Below are 20,111 nucleotides of genomic sequence, written 5' to 3' on the forward strand. Positions count from 1 at the left end.
GGGGAGCGTGTGAGCACGTACCCGTGAGGCGGCGTGAGCGCACACCCCCCAGGGAGGCGCGAATGAGCAGCCGTGAGCCGGCGGCGTCCGTACCTGTGATCGACAGGTCTACCCGTACGCCCGGGTGGGCACGGTGCGTGTGTGAGTGATTACCGAGACGGCGTGCCGTCGTATCTGACCATCCGGGTCACCGCGCAGGACGGGCCGCTCGCGGCCTTCGCGGAGCAGGAGGCGTGGGAGGCGGCGCAACGGTATCCGGATCTGATGGGCCTGGGGCTGGCGGAGTTCTTCTACGCCCGTGAGTGCGAGACGGGCGGCTGGGAGCTGCTGAGCAACGGCACCGACACGCCGCAGGGCGCCCGCGACTCGCTGGGGTCGTTCTTCCGGCTGCGGGCGAAGGGCGCCGAGGACTCCGGTGACGAACAGGCGCGGCGCAAGTGGATGGCGGCGGCCCGGCGGATGGACCGGGAGGTCGTCGACGAGGTCCGGGTGCGGGGCGAGCGCTTCCGGATCGTCCGAGCCTGCCGGTTCCTGCGCATGGGCGCCGGGGGCCCCGAGCCGCCCCGGCCGTCCGACCCGGACACGGCGCAGGTGGGGGAGGCCTACCGGCTGGGTCCGCGCACCGAAGGGTTCGTGGTCGACCCGTACACCGGTACGGGGATGTCGGCGGGCCTGCTGAAGCTGCAGCTGCTGGAGTTCACCGGGGCCTCGCCCGACGCGCCGCCGGAGATCGCCGAGGACGCGCGGCGGGCGAGGCTGGAGTATCCCGGAGGGGTGCTGCTGCCGGCCGTGTTCATGATCTCCGAGCGGTCCGAGGGCCGTTGGACCTCCTTCGCCCCTGGCGCGGCCCACGCCACTCCGCAGGGCGCCCGGGACTCCCTCGCCCACTGGCTGCGTGTGATGGCGCCCTTCACGCTCCGTCTGGACGACGAGCGGCGCGCGGAGTACGCCCGGCTCGCCGACCGCCTCGACGCCACCCGCGCCAACGTCCTCACCGTCGACGGCGTCCGCTACCGCATCACCCGCATCGAACGCCTCGTCCGCGTCGGCCCCGACGGCCCCGAGGGACCCCGCCCCTCCGACTTCGACCCCGATCCGCCCTGCGAGGTGCAGACCCGGCAGCTCAAGGAGGAAGGGCTGTGGCAGGAGGAGGACGAACCGCTGGTACTGGACGAGCGCACACAGGAGTTCATGCGCCTGGTGGAGGCCGAGGAGCAGCGGCGCAGCAGACTGCGCGAACAGCGGGGCGGCGAACGCCGCTCGCAGTGACCGGGCGCGCGCCCGCGGGTGCGCGCCCGCGGAGCTGCCCCCGATGAGCCCGTGGCGCGCCCAGCAGTGCTGCCTCCACAGCAGCCCTCGGCGCGCCTCGCGGTGCGGCCGGCAACGCAGCCCTTGGCGCGCCCCGCCGTCACGCCGCCCGCAGCGGAGGCACGCCGGTGCGGGGTTCCGCACCGGGGCGCCCCGCTTCCGCACCGGCGCGCCCCCGCTGCGGGCGGTCCGCTCACGGCATGCGCAACCCCTCGGCGATCTCCCGGACCGCCTCGGTCGCACGCCTCAGCAGGCCGGACCCGAAAGTGACCCTGGTGGCGCCCCGCTCGCCCAGCTCGGCGAACGACGGGCCACTGCCGTCCGCGGTGGCGTAGAAGTTGATCGGCCCATCGAGCCGGGACCGCAGCAGCGGCAGCACGTCGACGGGCGCGAGGATCGGGTACACGCAGTCGGCGCCCGCGGCGATGTACAGCGCCGCCCGCGCGACCGCCTCCTCCGGGTCGGCGATCCCGCACAGGAACGTGTCCACGCGCGCGTTGACGAACAGCCGGTCGCCCGCCTCCGACCGCACCTCGGCCAGCCAGTCGGCGTGCCGGTGCGGGTCCTTCAGGGCGCCGCCCTCGGAATCCTCCAGGTTGCAGCCGACCACGCCGGACTCCAGCAGCCGGTCCACCAGTTCCTTCGGCGCCAGCCCGTACCCGCCCTCGACGTCCGCCGACACCGGCACGTCCACGGCCCGGGCGATGCGCGCGATCGCCGCGAACATCTCGTCGGCGGGGGTGTGCCCGTCCTCGTGGCCGAGGCAGGCGGCGACCCCGGCGCTCGTCGTCGCCAGGGCCGGGAACCCGGCCTCGGCGAACACGCGCGCGCTCGTCGCGTCCCACGGCCCCGGCAACACGAGCGGGTCGCCCGGCCGGCGGTCGACGTGCAGTGCGCGGAAGGTCTCGGCCTTGCTCACCATTCGGTGCTCCCTGGCGGAATCCGCCGGCTGACCATCAGCCGGTTCCAGCTGTCGTGACGGTGATCAGTGTGACGAGACGGGCCCCTCCGCGTCCGCCGAAGCGCCGGAACGGAACCCCGCGGGCCTTCCGCGGCGTCCTCCCCGCTGGTGAACGCACACGGACAAGTCCCGTATGATCGCGGGCCGAGGTCCGCGACGCCGGACGCGAACAGGTCACACGGGGGTACAGGGACATGGCAGAAACCCGGCGCCGACTGCGCTCCAGCACCGTGGTGCTCGGCGGCATGGGCGTCGTGGCCGCGGCCCTCACCTCCTGCAGCTCCGAGCCCGACCGCCGCTGCGTCGACCGCGACAGCTACGACACCCTCAACGGCTACAAGATCGTCGGCGACCGGAACTGCCGCACCGCCTCCGCCGTCGACGCCGACTGGTACTACGACGCCGAGGTCAGCCACGGCGGCGGCTGGGCCGACTACGGCACCTTCAGCCGCAGCGAGGCCGTCGACCGGGACGGCTTCGGCTGCTCGGGCAGCTCCGGCGGCTGACCGGACCAGCGCATGGAACGCCGCACGATCGAACCCCGCCCCGGCTGGCAGCGGACCGTCGAGGAACAGGGCCTCATCTACCCCCTGACCCGCTACCCCGACGGCTCCCTGCGCCCCTACTGGGACGAGAGCGCCTACTACGTCTTCTCCCTGGAGGAGGTCGAGGCGCTGGAGGAGGTCGTCGAGGAACTGCACCGCATGTGCCTCGCCGCCGCCGACCACATCGTGCGCCACGACCGCTTCGCCGACCTCGGCATCACCGACCCGCGCGTCCGGGCGGCCGTCGCCGAGGCATGGCAGCGCCGCGCCGAACTCCCCTCCCTCTACGGCCGCTTCGACCTGCGCTACGACGGCCGCGGCCCGGCCAAACTGCTGGAGTACAACGCCGACACCCCGACCTCCCTGGTCGAGGCCGCCTCCCCGCAGTGGTTCTGGATGGAGGAACGCTTCCCCGGCGCCGACCAGTGGAATTCCCTGCACGAACGCCTCGTCGCCGCCTGGGGGGCCCAGGCCGCGCTGCTCCCGCCGGGCAACCCCCTGTATTTCGCCCACTCCAGCGCCGACGAACTCGGCGAGGACCTGATGACGGTCGCCTATCTGAAGGAGACCGCGGAACAGGCCGGCCTCGCCACCGACTGGATCTCCATGGAGGAGATCGGCTGGGACCGCCTCTCCCGCCGCTTCGTCGACATGAAGCTGCGGTTCATCCGGAGCATCTTCAAGCTCTACCCCTGGGAGTGGCTCACCACCGACCGCTTCGCCGGCCATGTCCTCGACACCCTCGACAACGGCGGCGGCACCGGGACCACGCTGTGGATCGAGCCCGCCTGGAAGATGCTGCTCAGCAACAAGGCGCTGCTCGCCGTCCTCTGGGAGCTGTACCCCGGTCACCCCAACCTCCTGCCCGCCCACCTCGACGGCCCCCGCGACCTCGCCGCGACCGCCGGCTACGTCGCCAAGCCCCTGCTCGGCCGGGAGGGCGCGGGCGTGACCGTCCACCCGCCCGGCGCGGAGCCCGCCCTGCGCGACGAGCCCTGCTGCTACCAGGAACTGGCCCCGCTGCCCGACTTCGACGGCAACCGGGTCGTCCTCGGCGCCTGGGTGGTGGAGGGCGAACCGGCGGGCCTCGGCATCCGCGAGTCCGCCGGCCTGGTCACCGACGAGTACGCCCGCTTTCTGCCCCACGTGATCCTCTAGGGGGCGTCCCCGGGACCCCGGCCCAGCACCGCCCGCAGCTGCGCCAGCCCCCAGTCCAGGTCCTCCCGCCCGATCACCAGCGGCGGGGCGATCCTGATCGTCTGCCCGTGGGTGTCCTTCACCAGCACCCGCCGGTCCATCAGCCGCTCGCAGACCTCCCGCCCCGTGCCGTACCGCGGGGCGACGTCGACCCCCGCCCACAGCCCCCGCCCGCGCACCGCCGTCACCCGCCCGGTCGCCGCCAGCGCCGCCAGCTCCCGGTGCAGATGACCGCCCAGCTCCGCCGCCCGCGCCTGGTACTCGCCCGACCGCAGCATGGCGATCACCTCCAGCGCCACCGCGCACGCCAGCGGATTCCCGCCGAACGTCGACCCGTGCTCCCCGGGCCGGAACACCCCGAGCACCTCGGCGCTCGACACCACCGCCGACACCGGCACGATCCCGCCGCCGAGCGCCTTCCCCAGCACGTACACGTCCGGCGCCACCCCCTCGTGCTCGCACGCGAACGTCCGCCCCGTCCGCCCCAGACCCGACTGGATCTCGTCCGCCACGAACAGCACGTTCCGCTCCCGCGCCAGCTCCCGCACCCCCGGCAGATAACCGGCCGGCGGCACCACCACCCCCGCCTCGCCCTGGATCGGCTCCAGCAGCACCGCGACCGTGTTCTCCGTCATCGCCGCCCGCATCGCCGTGAGATCCCCGTACGGCACGATCTCGAAGCCCGGCGTGTAGGGACCGTAGTCCGCCCGCGCCTCCCGATCCGTGGAGAAGCCGACCACCGTCGTCGTACGGCCGTGGAAGTTGCCGCCCGCCACCACGATCTTCGCCATCTCCGCCGGCACGCCCTTGACCCGGTACCCCCACTTCCGCGCGGTCTTCACGGCCGTCTCCACCGCCTCCGCGCCGGTGTTCATCGGCAGCACCATCTCCATCCCGCACAGCTCGGCCAGCTCCGCGCAGAACGCGCTGAACCGGTCGTGGTGGAACGCCCTGGACGTCAGCGTGACCCGCTCCAGCTGTGCCTTCGCCGCCTCGACGAGCCTGCGGTTGCCGTGCCCGAAGTTCAGCGCCGAGTAGCCGGCCAGCAGATCCAGATGGCGCCGGCCCTCCACGTCCGTCATCCAGGCCCCGTCCGCCGTCGCCACGACCACCGGCAGCGGGTGGTAGGTGCGCGCACTGTGCGCCTCTGCGGCGGCGATCAGGTCTTCCGTAGCGGTCACGGCGTCTCCAGAGGGTGGGCCCGGCGGGAGGGACGCCTCTCTTCCTACCGTCGCTCGCATGATGGACGCGGGAACCCGCGGGTACGGCGCGCCCGGTAGGCTGACGGCGGGCCGTGACTGGCGCGCTGGGATGGGACCGACCATCGGGGAGCGGCCCCGGGGGACCCGAGGACGGGGGCCGCCGAGCGAGTGCCGTGCGCCTGGGCCGAACCGTGATCCGCGAACGCTGAAAGCCACGCCGCCCGGAGGCCGACATGTCAGACCAGCAGCCCCTCTCCACCGAGTCCACCGCCTTCCGTTCCGCCCTCGACGTGATCCGCGCCGTCGAGCCGCGCGTCGCCGACGCCATCGGCCAGGAGGTCGCCGATCAGCGCGAGATGCTCAAGCTGATCGCCTCCGAGAACTACGCCTCCCCGGCCACGCTGCTGGCGATGGGCAACTGGTTCAGCGACAAGTACGCCGAGGGCACCGTCGGCCGCCGCTTCTACGCCGGCTGCCGCAACGTCGACACGGTCGAGTCCCTCGCCGCCGAGCACGCCCGCGAGCTGTTCGGCGCCCGTCACGCCTACGTCCAGCCGCACTCCGGCATCGACGCCAACCTCGTCGCCTTCTGGGCCGTCCTCGCCGACCGGGTCGAGGCCCCGTTCCTGGAGAAGACCGGCGTCCGCCAGGTCAACGACCTCACCGAGGCCGACTGGGCCGAACTGCGGCGTGCCTTCGGCAACCAGCGCATGCTCGGCATGTCCCTCGACGCGGGCGGCCACCTCACCCACGGCTTCCGCCCGAACATCTCCGGCAAGATGTTCGACCAGCGCTCCTACGGCACCGACCCGTCGACCGGCCTGGTGGACTACGACCGCCTGCGCGAGACCGCCCGCGAGTTCAAGCCCCTGATCATCGTCGCCGGCTACTCCGCCTACCCCCGTCTGGTGAACTTCCGCATCATGCGGGAGATCGCCGACGAGGTCGGCGCGACGCTCATGGTCGACATGGCCCACTTCGCCGGTCTCGTCGCCGGCAAGGTCCTCACCGGCGACTTCGACCCGGTGCCGCACGCGCAGATCGTCACCACCACCACCCACAAGTCGCTGCGCGGCCCGCGCGGCGGCATGGTCCTGTGCGACGACTCCCTCAAGGACCAGGTCGACCGCGGCTGCCCGATGGTCCTCGGCGGCCCGCTCCCGCACGTCATGGCCGCCAAGGCCGTCGCCCTCGCCGAGGCCCGGCAGCCCTCCTTCCAGGACTACGCCCAGCGCATCGTCGACAACTCCCGCGCCCTCGCCGAGGGCCTGATGAAGCGCGGCGCCACCCTGGTCACCGGCGGCACCGACAACCACCTCAACCTGATCGACGTCGCCACCTCCTACGGCCTCACCGGCCGCCAGGCCGAGGCCGCCCTCCTGGACTCCGGCATCGTCACCAACCGCAACGCCATCCCGGCCGACCCGAACGGCGCCTGGTACACGTCGGGCATCCGCATCGGCACGCCCGCGCTGACGACCCGGGGCCTGGGCACCGCGGAGATGGACGAGGTCGCCGGTCTCATCGACCGCGTCCTCACCACCACCGAGCCGGGCACCACCAAGTCGGGCGCCCCCTCCAAGGCCTCCCACGTGCTGGACGCCAAGGTGGCGGAGGAGATCTCCCAGCGCGCCACGGACCTGGTGGCGGCCTTCCCGCTCTACCCGGAGATCGACCTCGGCTGACGCCCGCTCGGTTTCGGTGCGCCGGGGACGGACGCTCCTGTCCGTCCCCGGCGCGCCCGTCCCCGAGGCTCGTCGCCTCAGACGTCGAGCCCTGCCGGGGGCCCGGCGCGGGCCGCGGCCGGCGCCCCGTTATCCGCCCGGCGACGAACGGCCGCACCAGCAGCGCCGGCCCCGCACCGGCCACCGCCCCCGGAAGCGCCCCCCACCAGCCGCCGGCGCTCCGGCGTCGGCGCCCGATGCGGAAGCGGCACCCGAGGCCGCTCCGACGGGCCGGAGGAGCGTCGGCGCCTCCCCGCCCCCGAGGCTCGAAATCCGGCAACAGACGGCTGGGCCTGCGCGGCGCGCGGTTCAGCCGGGACTTCCAGCTCCGCGTACGCCTCCGGCTCCCCGGCGGGTACCCGTGCGACCACCGCGGCCTCATCGGCGATGCGGCCCCCTCCCGCGTCCTCACGGTCTTGTTACACCGCGCGAGACGAATCGGTTCCCACCTGTTTCCGGCCAGTTCCGGAACGAGGCCGGAGACCTGAGAGAATGATGAGCATGGCTTCTGACCGACCTCGCGTGCTCTCCGGAATCCAGCCCACCGCAGGCTCGTTCCACCTCGGCAACTACCTGGGCGCCGTCCGCCAGTGGGTGGCGCTCCAGGAGACCCACGACGCGTTCTACATGGTCGTGGACCTGCATGCGATCACGGTCCCGCAGGATCCGAAGGGCCTGACCGCGAACACCCGGCTCGCCGCGGCGCAGCTCCTCGCCGCCGGCCTCGACCCGGACCGCTGCACCCTGTTCGTGCAGAGCCACGTGCCCGAGCACGCCCAGCTGGCCTGGGTCATGAACTGCCTCACCGGCTTCGGCGAGGCCTCCCGCATGACCCAGTTCAAGGACAAGTCCGCCAAGCAGGGCGCCGACCGCTCCTCCGTCGGCCTGTTCACGTACCCGATCCTCCAGGTCGCCGACATCCTGCTCTACCAGGCCCACGAGGTCCCGGTCGGCGAGGACCAGCGCCAGCACATCGAGCTGACCCGCGACCTCGCCGAGCGCTTCAACGGCCGGTTCGGCGAGACGTTCACGGTCCCGAAGCCGTACATCCTCAAGGAGACGGCGAAGATCTTCGACCTCCAGGACCCGTCGATCAAGATGAGCAAGTCGGCGTCCACGCCGAAGGGCCTGATCAACCTCCTCGACGACCCGAAGACCACCGCCAAGAAGGTCAAGAGCGCCGTCACCGACACCGACACCGTCATCCGCTACGACCCGGCCGGCAAGCCGGGCGTCAGCAACCTGCTCACCATCTGCTCCACCCTCACCGGCGCTTCGATCGCCGAGCTCGAGCAGAAGTACGAGGGCAAGGGCTACGGCGCGCTCAAGACCGACCTCGCCGAGATCGTGGTCGACTTCGTGACGCCGTTCCGGGAGCGCACCCACCAGTACCTGGACGACCCCGAGACGCTCGACTCCGTCCTCGCCAAGGGCGCGGAGAAGGCGCGCGCCGTCGCGGCGGAGACGCTGGCGCAGACCTACGAGCGCGTGGGCTTCCTGCCCGCCAAGCACTGAGCCGAGGTCCGGAACGCACGCCGGGCCCGTTCCCGGCGTGCGGCGCGCCGCACAGCGCTGCACATCACTACGGCTGCGCCTGCCCATGGCCCGGCCGGAGCCGTACAGTCGATAGCCGGACGGCCGTACACCGCACGAAACGGGACACAAAACGCTCGACGCATCACGCGCGGCGCGCCGGGAGCGGGCGCCGCGGACCCAGCAGCCACCGGGCAATCCACCCGGCATTCCCTCGGGTATTCGATCCGGTATTCGATCCGGCACGACGACAGGAGACGACGTGGGGACCGTAACGATCGGTGTGTCGATCTCGGTCCCGGAGCCGCACGGCACCCTGCTCCAGCAGCGGCGTGCGGGCTTCGGCGACGCCGCCGCGCACGGCATCCCCACCCATGTCACGCTGCTGCCGCCGACCGAGGTGGACGCCGCGGAGCTGCCGGCGATCGAGGCGCACCTCGCGGAGGTCGCCGCCCACGGCCGGCCGTTCGTCATGCGGCTGTCCGGCACCGGCACCTTCCGCCCGGTGTCGCCGGTGGTCTACGTCCAGGTCGTCGAGGGCGCGGAGGCCTGCACCTGGCTCCAGAAGCAGGTCCGCGACGCCTCCGGGCCCGTCGCGTGCGAACTGCAGTTCCCGTACCACCCGCACGTCACCGTCGCGCACGGCATCGACGAGGCGGCCATGGACCGCGCCTTCGAGGAGCTGGCCGACTACGAGGCCGAGTGGTCCTGCACCGGGTTCGCCCTCTACGAGCAGGGCGCCGACGGCGTCTGGCGCAAGCTGCGGGACTTCGTCTTCGGCTCGACGGTCGTACCGCCGCAGGGCGGCCGGGTGGAGCGCGGCCCCCTGTCGACGCGCTAGGACGAGAGGCCTCCTGTCCGGCCCCCCGCCGGGCCGGACAGGCAGTCACCCGGCCCGGCCGCGCAGCCGCCATGCCGGTCACCGGGCCGGTCGCGGGACAGTCGCCCCGGCCGGTCACCCGGCCGCCCGGTCCCGCCGGTCAGCCCGTCGTCGCCGGCGGCAGCCGGCGGTACGCCGCGCGCGGGAGGTGACGCAGGGCCGCCATCAGCGGGCGCAGCGACGCCGGCGCCCACACCGCCTCCGAGCGGCGGCGCAGGCCCAGCTCGATCGCCGTGGCGACCGCCTCGGGCGTTGTCGTGAACGGCTCCCGGCCCGCCGCCGTCCGCGGCCGGACCGCGCCCGGGCGCACGACCATGACGTGCACGCCCGTGCCGTACAGCGCGTCGCCGAGGCCCTGGGCGAAGGCGTCGAGGCCGGCCTTGCTGGAGCCGTAGATGAAGTCCGCGCGGCGGGCGCGTTCGCCGGCGACCGAGGACAGGACGACCAGCGAGCCGTGCCCCTGCCCCTGGAGGGCGGCGGCGGCCACCAGGCCCGCGGAGACGGCCCCCGTGTAGTTGGTCTGCGCCACGCGCACCGCGCTCATCGGGTCGCGTTCGTCGTGGGCCTGGTCGCCCGGCAGCCCGAAGGCGAGCAGCACCAGGTCGATGTCGCCCTCCGCGAACACCTTGCCGAGCACCGCCTCGTGGGACTCCGGGTCCAGCGCGTCGAAGGCGACGATCCGCACCTGCGTGCCGAGGCCCCGCAGGCCCTCGGCGGCCCGCTCCAGGGCGGCCGAGGGACGTCCGGCGAGCCACACCCTCCGGGCGCCTCGGACGATCAGCCGGCGGGCGGTGGCCAGCGCGATCTCCGACGTGCCGCCGAGGACGAGGAGGGAGCGGGGGATTCCGAAGGCGTCCTGCACGACAGCTCCTTGTGCGACGTACGACCAGAGACGCCCGCGACCGTATCGCCACTCTTGAGGAGTTTGTCCCATAACATCAACCGACTCCGCGAAACGGGTGATTAATGGGATGTCGTACAGCGGGGGTCGCCGAACCGCCGATCCGGGGCAGGAGGTTCAGTGACGACCGGCGCCGGCAGCGAGGGCAGGGACGATCATGGACTGGCTGAAAACGCTCCCCGTCATCGGCCCGTGGGCGGCCCGGCTGATGGAGACGCACGCATGGCGGTCGTACGAGCGGCTGGACCGGGTGAAGTGGACCCGGCTCGCCGCGGCGATGACGTTCACCAGTTTCGTCGCGCTGTTCCCGCTGCTGACCGTGAGCGCCGCGATCGGCGCGGCGGCGCTGAGCGAGGAGCAGCAGCGTGAGTTCCAGGACCGCATCGCCGAGCAGGCCGGCCTCTCCGACCGGCTCGACATCAGCTCCCTGGTGGACAACGCGGGCACCGTCGGCCTCATCGCCGGCGCGCTGCTGCTGTTCACCGGCATCAACTGGGTCGATTCCACGCGCGGCTGCCTGCGGGCGGTGTGGGAGCTGCCGGACGACGAGGAGAACCCGTTCCTGCACCGGGCCAAGGACGGCGTCGTCCTGCTCGGCCTCGGCGGCGCGGTGCTCCTCACCCTCGCCGCCTCCACCGTCGCCTCGGCCGCCGTCGGCGGGATCGCCGACCTCATCGGCCTCGACGAGCACGGCTGGAGCAGCTTCCTGCTGCGGCTTGCCGCGTTCGCCGTCGCCGTGCTCGCGGACTTCCTGCTCCTGCTCTACGTCCTCACCCTGCTGCCCGGCGTCGAGCCGACCCGTCGTCGGCTGGCCGTCGGCGCGCTGATCGGCGCGGTCGGGTTCGAACTGCTGAAAATGCTGCTCAGCGGCTATGTGCAGGGGGTGGCCGCGAAGAGCATGTACGGCGCGTTCGGCGTCCCCGTCGCCCTGCTGCTGTGGATCAACTTCACCTCGAAGCTGGTCCTGTACTGCGCCGCCTGGACCGCCACGCCGAGCAAGGCGGAGGACGGTCCGCAGGAGGTCGGCCCGCGGGAGGACGGCCCGCGGGAGGACGGCCCGCGGGACGCCGGCGCCGGGCGGGTCAAGGGCGGGGCGTCCGGCCCCGGCGCACCAGATCCGGCAGCGGCCAGCGGCGGTTGACGAGGAACGCCGCGCCCGCCAGCAGCACCAGCACACCGCCGGCGATCGCGAGGGCGACGCCCATGCCGCTGGAGCCGCTCTGCGTCGTCGTGCTCGCCACCGGCTCGGCCGAGCCGCCGCCCGAGACCGCCGCGCCACCGGCCTCACCGGCGGCGCCCGCGTCGCCGGAGGCCGTCGCGCCGGGCCGGGGGCTCGCCTGCACGGCGCTCCGCGGCGGGACCAGCTCGCCGACCGGCTCCACCTTCCCGGCGGCCTTGAAGCCCCAGTCGAACAGTCGTGCGGTCTCCTTGTAGACCTGGTTGTACTCGCGCTTCTGCGGGTTCATGACCGTCACCAGCAGCACCTTGCCGTTCCGCTCGGCGACGCCCGTGAAGGTGGCCCCGGCGTGGGTGGTGTTGCCGTTCTTGACGCCGGCTATGCCCTGGTACTGGGGGATGCCGGTGTCGCCGGTGAGCAGCCGGTTGGTGTTCTGGATCTCGTACGAGCCCCGGACGCGCTTGCCCTTCTTGTTCTTCTTCGTCCGGTCCGGGAACTTGGCCGTCACCGTCGCCGCGTACTCGCGGAAGTCCTTCTTCTGCAGTCCGGAACGGGCGATCAGCGTCAGGTCGTACGCGGACGAGACCTGGCCGGGGGCGTCGTAGCCGTCCGGGCTGATCACGTGGGTGTCGAGGGCCTGGAGCTCGGCGGCGTGCTCGTTCATCTCCTCGACGGTCTTCTTCACGCCCCCGTTCATCGCGGAGAGCACGTGCACCGCGTCGTTGCCGGAGCGCAGGAAGACGCCGAGCCACAGGTCGTGGACGGTGTACGTCTCGTTCTCCACGATGCCGACGAGGCTGGAACCCGAGCCGATGCCCTCCAGCTCCTCGCGGGCGACCTTGTGCTTCGTGGTCCGCGGGAACTTCGGCAGCAGCGTGTCCGCGAACAGCATCTTCAGGGTGCTCGCCGGGGCCAGCCGCCAGTGGGCGTTGTGCGCGGCGAGCACCTCGCCCGACTCCGCGTCGGCGATGATCCAGGACCGAGCGGTGACGTCCTTGGGCAGCACCGGCACCCCGCCGGCGAGGTTCACCTGCGTCCCGGGCTCGCCGAGCCGCTCCCCGCCGATGGTCGACATGCCCGGTGGGGGAGTGGCGGACGGACTGGCCGAGGGACTGGCCGACGGACTCGGCTCGGCCGGCGCCGCGTGGGCGGCGGGCGCGGCCGACACGGCGAGCGAGGTCAGGCAAAGGGACAGGATCGTCGCGGAAGCGGCCAGCAGTGATCGCCTGGCGGTCTGTGTGGGTGCGGGCACGACCGAGAAAGTACAGGGCAGTGCGCGGGAAGTCCGCACCCGCTCCCCACCCCGGCCATGGAACCGGACACGCGACGGCGATACTGGACGCATGAAACTCGGTCGCCCGGTCTCCTGGTTCCTGCTCGCCTTCGGGGTGTGGAGCTGGGTCATCTGGGTCACTTTCGTCAAAAACCTGTTCAAGGACAGCAGCGGGCTCGCGTTCGACGACGGAGATCCGACGGCGTACTTCTGGGTGCATCTGACGCTCGCCGTCGTCTCCTTCGTATGGGGGACGGTCATCGGGGCCATCGGGTTGCGCGGACTGCGCGCATTGCGCCGCACTTCCTAGCAACCGGCCCCATTTCGAGGAGAGAAACAAGGGCATGGTGATCGTCTTCCTGCTCGTCGCGGTGAGCGTTCTCGTGGCGGCGAACTGGTATCTGTGGCGGCGCCTGTTCCGCGACACGACGCAACGGCCGGGCTGGGCACGGCGCCTGGGCGCGGTCCTGGTCACGGGCGGCTGGCTGCTGGCGGTGGGCGCGCTGGTGGCCGAGCGCACCGGCGCGCCGTTCTGGCTCCAGCGCACGCTGGCGTGGCCGGGGTTCATGTGGCTGGCGCTGGCCGTCTATCTGCTGCTCGCACTGCTCGCGGGCGAGGCGGTACGGCCGCTGCTGCGGCTGTTCCTGGAACGGCGGGCGGCACGGCGGGAACCGGTCGCAGGGGAGGCGGAGGCGGAGGCGCCACGGGCGGAGCCGATACCCGCGGGCGCGGTCCCGGCCGAGTCCGCGCCCCGCCGGCCCGAACCCAAGCCGGAACCCAAGCCCGCCCCCGACGAGCGGGCACCGGTTCAGGGGGACGCCGCCGTCCCCGCCCCGGCCCCCTCCCGTCGTCTCTTCGTCTCCCGGGTCGTCGCGGGCGCCGCCGCCGCGGCGGCGGTCGGCACGGTCGGCTACGGCACGTACGGGGTGCTGCGCGGCCCGCAGGTCAAGCGGGTCACCGTGCCGCTGGCCCGGCTTCCGCGCGCGGCGCACGGCTTCCGGATCGCGGTCGTCAGCGACATCCACCTCGGGCCGGTGCTCGGGCGCGGGTTCGCCCAGAAGGTCGTCGACACCATCAACTCCACGCAGCCCGACCTGATCGCGATCGTCGGCGACCTGGTCGACGGCAGCGTCAAGGACCTCGGCCCCGCGGCGGCGCCCCTCGCCGGGCTCCGGGCGCGGCACGGGGCGTACTTCGTCACCGGCAACCACGAGTACTTCTCCGGCGCGGAGCAGTGGGTCGAGGAGGTACGGCGGCTCGGCCTGCGCCCGCTGGAGAACGCCCGCACGGAACTGCCCCACTTCGACCTGGCGGGCGTCAACGACCTGGCCGGCGAGGAGGAGGGCCAGGGCCCCGACTTCGCCAGGGCCCTGGGCGACCGCGACCCGGCCCGCGCGTGCGTCCTCATGGCCCATCAGCCGGTCCAGATCCACGACGCCGTCGAGCACGGCGTCGACCTCCAGCTCTCCGGCCACACCCACGGCGGCCAGATGTGGCCCGGCAACCTCCTGGCCGCCGGCCCGAACCCGACCGTCGCGGGCCTGGAGCGCTACGGCGACACGCAGCTGTACGTCAGCCGGGGCGCGGGCGCCTGGGGCCCGCCGACCCGCGTGGGGGCCCCGTCCGACATCACGGTGATCCAGCTGGCCTCGACCCGCTGACCGAAGCCCGGCCCGGCCGCGCGCCGACGGGACCTCCCGGCGTGCGGGCTTCCCGGCGTCAGGGCGGCCCCGTCCCGGCGCCCCTGATGCCGACGCGGCCCGGCGCGACCCGATCCCCCTACGGCGCGGAACCGGCCCCATCTCGGCCCTGCGCCGGAACCGGCCCGGTCCCGGCGCCCGCCCCTCAACCCGCCGGGACCCGCCCCGGCAGCGTCACCGTCACCCGCAGCCCCTCGCCCGGCGCCGTGTCCACCGTCACCTCGCCGTCGTGGGCGTGGGCGACGCCCTGGACGATGGCCATGCCCAGGCCGCTGCCCGCGCCGCCGCCCGCGCGGAAGAAGCGGTCGAAGACGCGGGCCGCGTCCTCGGGGGCCAGCCCGGGGCCCTCGTCGGCCACGGAGAGCCGTACGACGCCGTCCGACCGTTCCACCGCCAGCCGCACCGGCACGTCCGCCGGGGTGTGGACGCGGACGTTGGCCACGAGATTGCCCAGTATCTGACGCAGGCCCGATTCGTCGGCGTGGACCAGCAGGGCGCCCTCGGCGTCGACGGTGACCGGGCGTCCGGGCTGCTGCACCCGCAGGTCCTGCGCCGCCTCGCGGACCAGGCGGCTCAGATCGACGTTGCGGAACCGGAGCTGGGGCTGCTGGTCGAGGCGGGCCAGGGTGAGCAGCTCGTCGACGAGCCGGCCCATCCGGTCCACCTCCGCCAGCACCCGCCCCCAGGCGCGCCTGCGCTCCTCGGGATCGCGCAGGATGCCCTGGTCGTACAGCTGGAGATAGCCGCGGATCGCGGACAGCGGCGTGCGCAGCTCGTGCGAGGCGTCGGCGACGAAGCGGCGCAGCTGGGCCGCGCTGTGCTCGCGCGTGCGGTACGCCGCCTCCACCTGCTGGAGCATGGAGTTGAGGGCCAGCCGCAGCTGCTCGACCTCGAGGGACGTCTCCCGCCTGGAGGGCACCCGCCGGGTCAGGTCGCCCTCGGCGATCGCGGTGGACGTCTCCACCATGTCCTCCAGCGGCCGCATCCTGCTGCGCACGCCCCACATCGTCATGCAGGCCAGCAGCCCCAGCAGCACCGTCCCGACGGCCAGGTCGAGCTTGACGGCCCGCTGCACGATGTGGTGCAGCGGTTCCACGGAGGTGCCGAACAGGACGGTCGTGCCGTCGGCGAGCCGCCCGGCGGTGACGCGGTAGCGGTCGCCCTCGACCTCGACGTCGCGCGGCTCGGCGCCGTCGGCCAGCGCGTCCGGGTCGTCCACCGCGTCGGCCAGCGCCCGCTGGGTGTCCGTGGGTTCGAACCCGCCGATGGTCGCCGCGCGCCCGGACGGGTCCAGCGCCGCGAACACGGAACCCCGCACCGGCGAACCGGGCATGCCCCGCCCGGCGTCCGCGCCGGAGCCGGGCGACAGCCGCTCGCTGAGCGTGAACAGCGCGGACAGGGAGTCGACCTGCCGGAACGTCAGCCCCGACTCGCCGACCGAGTCGCGTGTGGACATCAGTTCCCGGTCGATGCCGTCGAGCAGATACAGCCGCATGCCCATCACGCTGACGACGGTGGCGACGACGACGCCGATCGCCAGCAGCAGCACGTTCGCCAGCGTCAGCTTCGCCCGCAGGGAGTGCAGCCCGTGCGGCCGGTGACGCGCGGAGCAGCGCCTCACGCCAGCCCGTATCCGACGCCCCGCCGGGTGGTGATCACCGGCGGGCCCAGTGTGTCCAGCTTGCGCCGCAGATAGCTGATGTAGGTCTCCACGACCGTCGACTCGGCCGGTGCGTGCTCGTACTGCCAGACGTGCCGGAGCAGTTGCTCCTTGGGCACGATCCGGCCGCCGTTGCGGACCAGGAAGCGCAGCAGCGCGTACTCCGTCGGCGTCAGCTCGACCGAACGGCCCGCGCGGCGCACCGAGTACGTCGTCTCGTCCAGTTCCAGATCGCCGTACCGCAGCGGCGGGCGCTGCGGCAGGACGTCGGCGGGCCGCGTGCGGCGCAGCACCGCGCCGACCCGGGCGACGACCTCGTCGATGTTGAACGGCTTGGTGATGTAGTCGTCGCCGAAGCCGAGCGCGCCGACGATCTCCGCCGGGGAGTCCCGCGCGGTCAGGAACACCAGCGCCAGACCGGGTGTTCGCTCGCGCAGCTCCCGCCCGAGGGCGCGGCCGTCGCCGTCCGGCAGCATCACGTCGAGCAGCGCCACGTCCGGGCGGGTGCGCCCGGCGAGGGTGAGCGCCTCGCGCACGCTCCCGGCGGTCATGACCTCGAAGCGGTGGTAGCGCAGGGCGATCGCGAGGACGTCGGCGATGCTCACCTCGTCCTCCACGACCAGCACGGTGCCGGGAGCCGTCGTCATGCCCCCAGTATCGGCGCACGGGCCGGCCACCGGGCCCGCGGGTGCTTTGGAGTTCCTTGAGAGTCACGTGCGGTTGGTGTCGCCGCACTGGCGCCGCCGTCGATGCTTCTTCCCAGGACCTGGGGGACCAACCGACCGATCGAGCGATCGAAGAGATCGATGAAGGAGCGTTGAGCGTGACGGCATTGGCACGGTGGTGCTATCGGCACCGGCTGGTGGTCCTGTTGCTGTGGGTGGGGACGCTGTTCGGCCTCGGCTTCACGGCCACTTCGGCGGGCACGGACTACGCGAACGTGTTCTCCCTGCCCGACACGGACTCCAAGCGCGCGAACGACCTGCTCCAGGAGGCCTTCCCGGAGCGCGCGGGGGACACCGACACGGTGGTGTGGCGGGTCGACGAGGGCTCGGTGCGGGACGCGGACGTACGGTCCCGGATCGAGCCCGCACTGGCGGAGATCGGCCGCATGGAGGGCGTCGGCGAGGTCGCCGGGCCCTACGACGAGCGCGGCGCGGCGCAGATCAGCCGGGACGGGCGGATCGCGTACGCGCAGGTCACCTTCCGGGAGGAGGCGAACGCCGTCCCGAAGGAGCTGGTCGAGGAGGTGGTCGACACGGCGCAGGCGGCCGAACGCGACGGACTCCAGGTGGAGCTGGGCGGCCAGGCCATCGCCCGCACCCAGGAGCCGCCCGCCGGCACCGCCGAGCTGGTCGGCATCGTCGCGGCGGCGATCGTGCTGTTCCTGGCGTTCGGCTCGCTGTTCGCGATGATGCTGCCGATCGTCGTGGCGGTCTTCGGCGTCGGCATCGGCATGCTGGCGACGATCCTGCTCAGCCATGTCACCAACGTCCCCGAGGTCGCCCCGCTGCTCGGCTCGCTGATCGGCCTCGGCGTCGGCATCGACTACGCGCTGTTCATCGTCACCCGGCACCGGCGCGGCATCCTGCGCGGCGTCCCGCCGGAGAAGTCCGTGCAGACCGCCCTCAACACCTCCGGCCGCGCGGTGCTCTTCGCCGGCGGCACGGTGTGCATCGCGCTCGCCGGCATGCTGGTGATGAACCTGCGCTTCCTGGACGGCGTCGTCATCGCGACCTCGCTGACCGTGGTGCTGAGCGTGCTGGCCGCGGTCACGCTGCTGCCCGCGCTGCTGGGCCTGCTCGGCATGCGGGTGCTCAGCCGCCGGCAGCGGCGCCGGCTGGCCGCGACGGGACCGGAGCCGGAGGAGGCGAGCGGTCTCGCGGCGCGCTGGTCGGCGTTCGTGCAGCGGCGTCCGTGGCCGGTCGCCGCGCTCGCCGTCGTCCTCATGGCGGCCCTCGCGATCCCCCTGCTGTCGATCCGGCTCGGCGCCACCGACCAGGGCAACCACCAGGAGTCGACGACCACCCGGCAGGCGTACGACCTGCTCGCCGAAGGCTTCGGCCCCGGCGTCAACGGTCCGCTCCAGGTCGTCGTGAAGGGCCCGGCGCCCGACTCCCTCGTCTCCCGCATCGAGTCCACCGAGGGCGTCGCCCAGGTGGCCGCCGTGCCGCCCGCGAACGGCGTCTCGGTGATCCATGTGGTGCCGACGACGTCGCCGCAGTCGGAGGAGACGGACCGGCTGATCGACACGCTGCGCGAGGACGTCATCCCGCAGTCCGGCGCCGAGGCCCATGTGGGCGGTGTGACGGCGGTGTTCAAGGACTTCGCGTCGGTGACCGGGGACCGGCTGCCGTACTTCGTCGCCACGATCATCGCCCTCGGCTTCCTGCTGCTGCTCGTCGCCTTCCGCTCCCTGGTCGTGCCGTTGACGGCGGCCCTGATGAACCTCGTCGCCGCCGCCGCGTCGTTCGGCGTGCTGGTGGCGATCTTCCAGTGGGGCTGGGGCACCGAGTTGCTCGGCATCGGCAAGGAGGGCCCGATCACGGCGTTCCTGCCGGTCATCATGCTGTCGCTGCTGTTCGGCCTCTCCATGGACTACCAGGTGTTCCTGGTGAGCCGGATGCACGAGGAGTGGGTGCACACCCGCGACAACGCCCGCGCGGTGCGGGTCGGCCTCGCCGAGACCAGCCGGGTCATCAACTGCGCGGCCCTCATCATGATCTGCGTGTTCTCCGCCTTCGTCCTCAGCGGCGACATGGAGGGCGCGATGGCCGGCATCGGCCTGGCGGCGGCGGTCGCGCTGGACGCGTTCATCCTGCGCACGGCCCTGGTGCCGGCCGCGATGCACCTGCTCGGCGACTCCAACTGGTGGCTGCCCGCCTGGCTGGACAAGCGGCTGCCGCACCTGGCGGTGGAGCCGAGCGAGCCCGAGTCCGAGCCGGCGCCCGACGGTCCCGCGTCCGTCGTCCACGGCTTCATCCGCACCGCCGACGGCGAGCCCGTGGCGGACGCGGCGGTCACGCTGCTCACGCGCGGCGGCCGGCAGCTGGACCGCGTGACGTCCCTGGCCGACGGCTCCTACATCGTCACGGTGCCCGGCCCGGGAACGTATCTGCTGGCCGCGACGGCCACGCCGTACGCCTCCCGCGCGCGGCACGTCATGGTCGGCGACGGGCCGCTCGTGCACGACGTCGAGCTGACGGCGGTCACCGGGGACGAGGTCGACGCGGTCAACTGACCGGATCGGCAGGCGGCTTCCTGCCGGGGTCGGGCAGCGCCCGGGTCATCCCCGGCAGGAAGTCGGTGAACAGCTCGTGCACCTCGTGCACCAGGGGCCGCAGCACCCGGAAGCGGGCCAGCACGACACCGCGCGAGGTGAGCCGGGCGCCCCGCTCGGCGAGCCGGTAGCTGCGGGAGCGCCCCTCGGTGCGGTCGAAGATCCAGTACAGCACCAGGCCCATCTGGGACAGCCACATCAGCTCGGGCAGCACCTCCCGCAGCTCCTCGGGCACCTTGGCCTTCGAGCCGGCGAGCACCTCCCGGTGGACGCTGATGGCCTCCTCGCGCGCGTGCTGAGACTCCGGGGAGAACGGGCTGAGCGGGCTGTCCGGGTCGGCGGCGTTCTTGAAGAACTGCACCGCGAACTCGTGGTACGGCTCCGCCACCTCCAGCCACGCCTTCAGCACCCCCGCCAGCCGAGCCTCCAGGTCGGTCTCCCGGTCCAGGACCTCGACCACCGCCGCCCGGTGCTCGGCGGCGACCCGGTCGTAGAAGCCCTGGATCAGGTGCTCCTTGCCGGCGAAGTAGTAGTAGGCGTTGCCGACGGAGACCCCGGCCTCCTTGGCGATGGCCCGCATCGTCGTGCGGTCGTAGCCGCGCTCCCGGAACAGCCGCATCGCCGTCTCCAGGATCAGCGCGCGGGTCTGCTCCGACTTGCTCGGCGTGCCGCCGTCCCCGGGCGGCGGTCCGTCGGGGACGGGCGGCGGTCCGTCGGGGACGGGAGCGGGGGCGCGGGCTTCGTCACGGGGCTGGTTCGCGGGCACGGAA

17 protein-coding genes are annotated in these 20,111 nt (G+C 73.0%); 10 read left to right on the forward strand and 7 right to left on the reverse strand.

The features are described 5' to 3' along the window. Positions 1-141: 141 nt before the first annotated feature. The gene (locus tag ACZ6KF_RS07860; RefSeq protein ID WP_356627403.1) at positions 142-1,269 is read left to right on the forward strand and encodes a DUF5954 family protein; all 1,128 of its coding nucleotides are present in this window, start codon (positions 142-144) and stop codon (positions 1,267-1,269) included. A 232-nt stretch (positions 1,270-1,501) separates the two neighbouring features. Here ACZ6KF_RS07860 and ACZ6KF_RS07865 read toward each other — a convergent pair whose 3' ends face one another. Next, entirely contained in the window at positions 1,502-2,227 is a 726-nt protein-coding gene (locus ACZ6KF_RS07865; protein WP_356627563.1) for an isocitrate lyase/PEP mutase family protein, read from the reverse strand. Between the two features lie 236 nt (positions 2,228-2,463). Between ACZ6KF_RS07865 and ACZ6KF_RS07870 the strand changes: the two genes are divergently transcribed. After that, a complete protein-coding gene (locus ACZ6KF_RS07870) occupies positions 2,464-2,775 on the forward strand; it encodes a hypothetical protein (RefSeq protein WP_356627402.1) in 312 nt (103 codons plus the stop codon). A 12-nt stretch (positions 2,776-2,787) separates the two neighbouring features. Next, positions 2,788-3,972: a glutathionylspermidine synthase family protein gene (locus ACZ6KF_RS07875; protein WP_469237719.1), complete on the forward strand. Its 1,185-nt coding sequence runs from the start codon at positions 2,788-2,790 to the stop codon at positions 3,970-3,972. Here the strand turns inward: ACZ6KF_RS07875 and rocD are convergent. After that, positions 3,969-5,192, reverse strand: a complete 1,224-nt coding sequence (rocD, locus tag ACZ6KF_RS07880) for an ornithine--oxo-acid transaminase (RefSeq protein ID WP_469237721.1) — start codon at positions 5,190-5,192, stop codon at positions 3,969-3,971. The two genes, ACZ6KF_RS07875 and rocD, sit on opposite strands and share 4 nt — an antisense overlap. Positions 5,193-5,446: 254 nt before the next feature. Here rocD and ACZ6KF_RS07885 point away from each other — a divergent pair, with 254 nt between their 5' ends. From ACZ6KF_RS07885 to ACZ6KF_RS07895, 3 genes are all read left to right on the forward strand, one after another. Next, positions 5,447-6,898, forward strand: a complete 1,452-nt coding sequence (locus tag ACZ6KF_RS07885) for a glycine hydroxymethyltransferase (RefSeq protein ID WP_356627399.1) — start codon at positions 5,447-5,449, stop codon at positions 6,896-6,898. Positions 6,899-7,438: 540 nt separating this feature from the next. Continuing rightward, positions 7,439-8,452 (forward strand): tryptophan--tRNA ligase, encoded by a 1,014-nt coding sequence (gene trpS / locus ACZ6KF_RS07890; RefSeq protein WP_356627398.1) that lies wholly within the window; start codon positions 7,439-7,441, stop codon positions 8,450-8,452. 280 nt (positions 8,453-8,732) lie between these two features. Further along, complete coding sequence (locus ACZ6KF_RS07895; RefSeq protein WP_356627397.1) at positions 8,733-9,311, forward strand: 2'-5' RNA ligase family protein; 579 nt, start codon at positions 8,733-8,735, stop codon at positions 9,309-9,311. 139 nt (positions 9,312-9,450) lie between these two features. Here ACZ6KF_RS07895 and ACZ6KF_RS07900 read toward each other — a convergent pair whose 3' ends face one another. After that, positions 9,451-10,212 carry a decaprenylphospho-beta-D-erythro-pentofuranosid-2-ulose 2-reductase gene (locus tag ACZ6KF_RS07900; RefSeq protein ID WP_469157489.1) on the reverse strand — a complete coding sequence of 254 codons (762 nt, stop codon included), beginning with the start codon at positions 10,210-10,212 and terminating at the stop codon, positions 9,451-9,453. A 196-nt stretch (positions 10,213-10,408) separates the two neighbouring features. Here ACZ6KF_RS07900 and ACZ6KF_RS07905 point away from each other — a divergent pair, with 196 nt between their 5' ends. After that, positions 10,409-11,392, forward strand: a complete 984-nt coding sequence (locus tag ACZ6KF_RS07905; RefSeq protein ID WP_469237723.1) for a YihY/virulence factor BrkB family protein — start codon at positions 10,409-10,411, stop codon at positions 11,390-11,392. Here ACZ6KF_RS07905 and ACZ6KF_RS07910 read toward each other — a convergent pair. Continuing rightward, entirely contained in the window at positions 11,334-12,680 is a 1,347-nt protein-coding gene (locus ACZ6KF_RS07910; protein WP_469176174.1) for a D-alanyl-D-alanine carboxypeptidase family protein, read from the reverse strand. The two genes, ACZ6KF_RS07905 and ACZ6KF_RS07910, sit on opposite strands and share 59 nt — an antisense overlap. A gap of 91 nt (positions 12,681-12,771) precedes the next feature. Between ACZ6KF_RS07910 and ACZ6KF_RS07915 the strand changes: the two genes are divergently transcribed. Both ACZ6KF_RS07915 and ACZ6KF_RS07920 read left to right on the forward strand, forming a co-directional pair. Further along, positions 12,772-13,011 carry an SCO4848 family membrane protein gene (locus ACZ6KF_RS07915; protein WP_356627393.1) on the forward strand — a complete coding sequence of 80 codons (240 nt, stop codon included), beginning with the start codon at positions 12,772-12,774 and terminating at the stop codon, positions 13,009-13,011. Positions 13,012-13,045: 34 nt separating this feature from the next. Next, positions 13,046-14,362 (forward strand): metallophosphoesterase, encoded by a 1,317-nt coding sequence (locus ACZ6KF_RS07920; protein ID WP_469237726.1) that lies wholly within the window; start codon positions 13,046-13,048, stop codon positions 14,360-14,362. 184 nt (positions 14,363-14,546) lie between these two features. Here ACZ6KF_RS07920 and ACZ6KF_RS07925 read toward each other — a convergent pair whose 3' ends face one another. Together ACZ6KF_RS07925 and ACZ6KF_RS07930 are read right to left on the reverse strand one after the other, a co-directional pair. Continuing rightward, positions 14,547-16,022, reverse strand: coding sequence for a sensor histidine kinase (locus tag ACZ6KF_RS07925; protein WP_356627391.1), 1,476 nt, complete (start codon positions 16,020-16,022; stop codon positions 14,547-14,549). Further along, positions 16,019-16,708: a response regulator transcription factor gene (locus ACZ6KF_RS07930; protein ID WP_469157486.1), complete on the reverse strand. Its 690-nt coding sequence runs from the start codon at positions 16,706-16,708 to the stop codon at positions 16,019-16,021. The genes ACZ6KF_RS07925 and ACZ6KF_RS07930 overlap by 4 nt, the downstream gene beginning before the upstream one ends. 185 nt (positions 16,709-16,893) lie before the next feature. Here ACZ6KF_RS07930 and ACZ6KF_RS07935 point away from each other — a divergent pair, with 185 nt between their 5' ends. Then, positions 16,894-19,302: an MMPL family transporter gene (locus ACZ6KF_RS07935; RefSeq protein ID WP_469237882.1), complete on the forward strand. Its 2,409-nt coding sequence runs from the start codon at positions 16,894-16,896 to the stop codon at positions 19,300-19,302. Here the strand turns inward: ACZ6KF_RS07935 and ACZ6KF_RS07940 are convergent. Further along, entirely contained in the window at positions 19,295-20,107 is an 813-nt protein-coding gene (locus tag ACZ6KF_RS07940; RefSeq protein WP_356627389.1) for a TetR/AcrR family transcriptional regulator, read from the reverse strand. The genes ACZ6KF_RS07935 and ACZ6KF_RS07940 overlap by 8 nt on opposite strands. Positions 20,108-20,111 lie beyond the last annotated feature (4 nt).

Source organism: Streptomyces sp. NPDC046379 (assembly GCF_055587785.1).

Bases quoted from the DNA above. Each gene is read 5' to 3' on its own strand.
- ACZ6KF_RS07870 (WP_356627402.1), top strand. From the start codon at position 2,464: ATGGCAGAAACCCGGCGCCGACTGCGCTCCAGCACCGTGGTGCTCGGC.
- ACZ6KF_RS07875 (WP_469237719.1), top strand. From the start codon at position 2,788: ATGGAACGCCGCACGATCGAACCCCGCCCCGGCTGGCAGCGGACCGTC.
- ACZ6KF_RS07885 (WP_356627399.1), top strand. From the start codon at position 5,447: ATGTCAGACCAGCAGCCCCTCTCCACCGAGTCCACCGCCTTCCGTTCC.
- trpS (WP_356627398.1), top strand. From the start codon at position 7,439: ATGGCTTCTGACCGACCTCGCGTGCTCTCCGGAATCCAGCCCACCGCA.
- ACZ6KF_RS07905 (WP_469237723.1), top strand. From the start codon at position 10,409: ATGGACTGGCTGAAAACGCTCCCCGTCATCGGCCCGTGGGCGGCCCGG.
- ACZ6KF_RS07915 (WP_356627393.1), top strand. From the start codon at position 12,772: ATGAAACTCGGTCGCCCGGTCTCCTGGTTCCTGCTCGCCTTCGGGGTG.
- ACZ6KF_RS07920 (WP_469237726.1), top strand. From the start codon at position 13,046: ATGGTGATCGTCTTCCTGCTCGTCGCGGTGAGCGTTCTCGTGGCGGCG.
- ACZ6KF_RS07930 (WP_469157486.1), bottom strand. From the start codon at position 16,708: ATGACGACGGCTCCCGGCACCGTGCTGGTCGTGGAGGACGAGGTGAGC.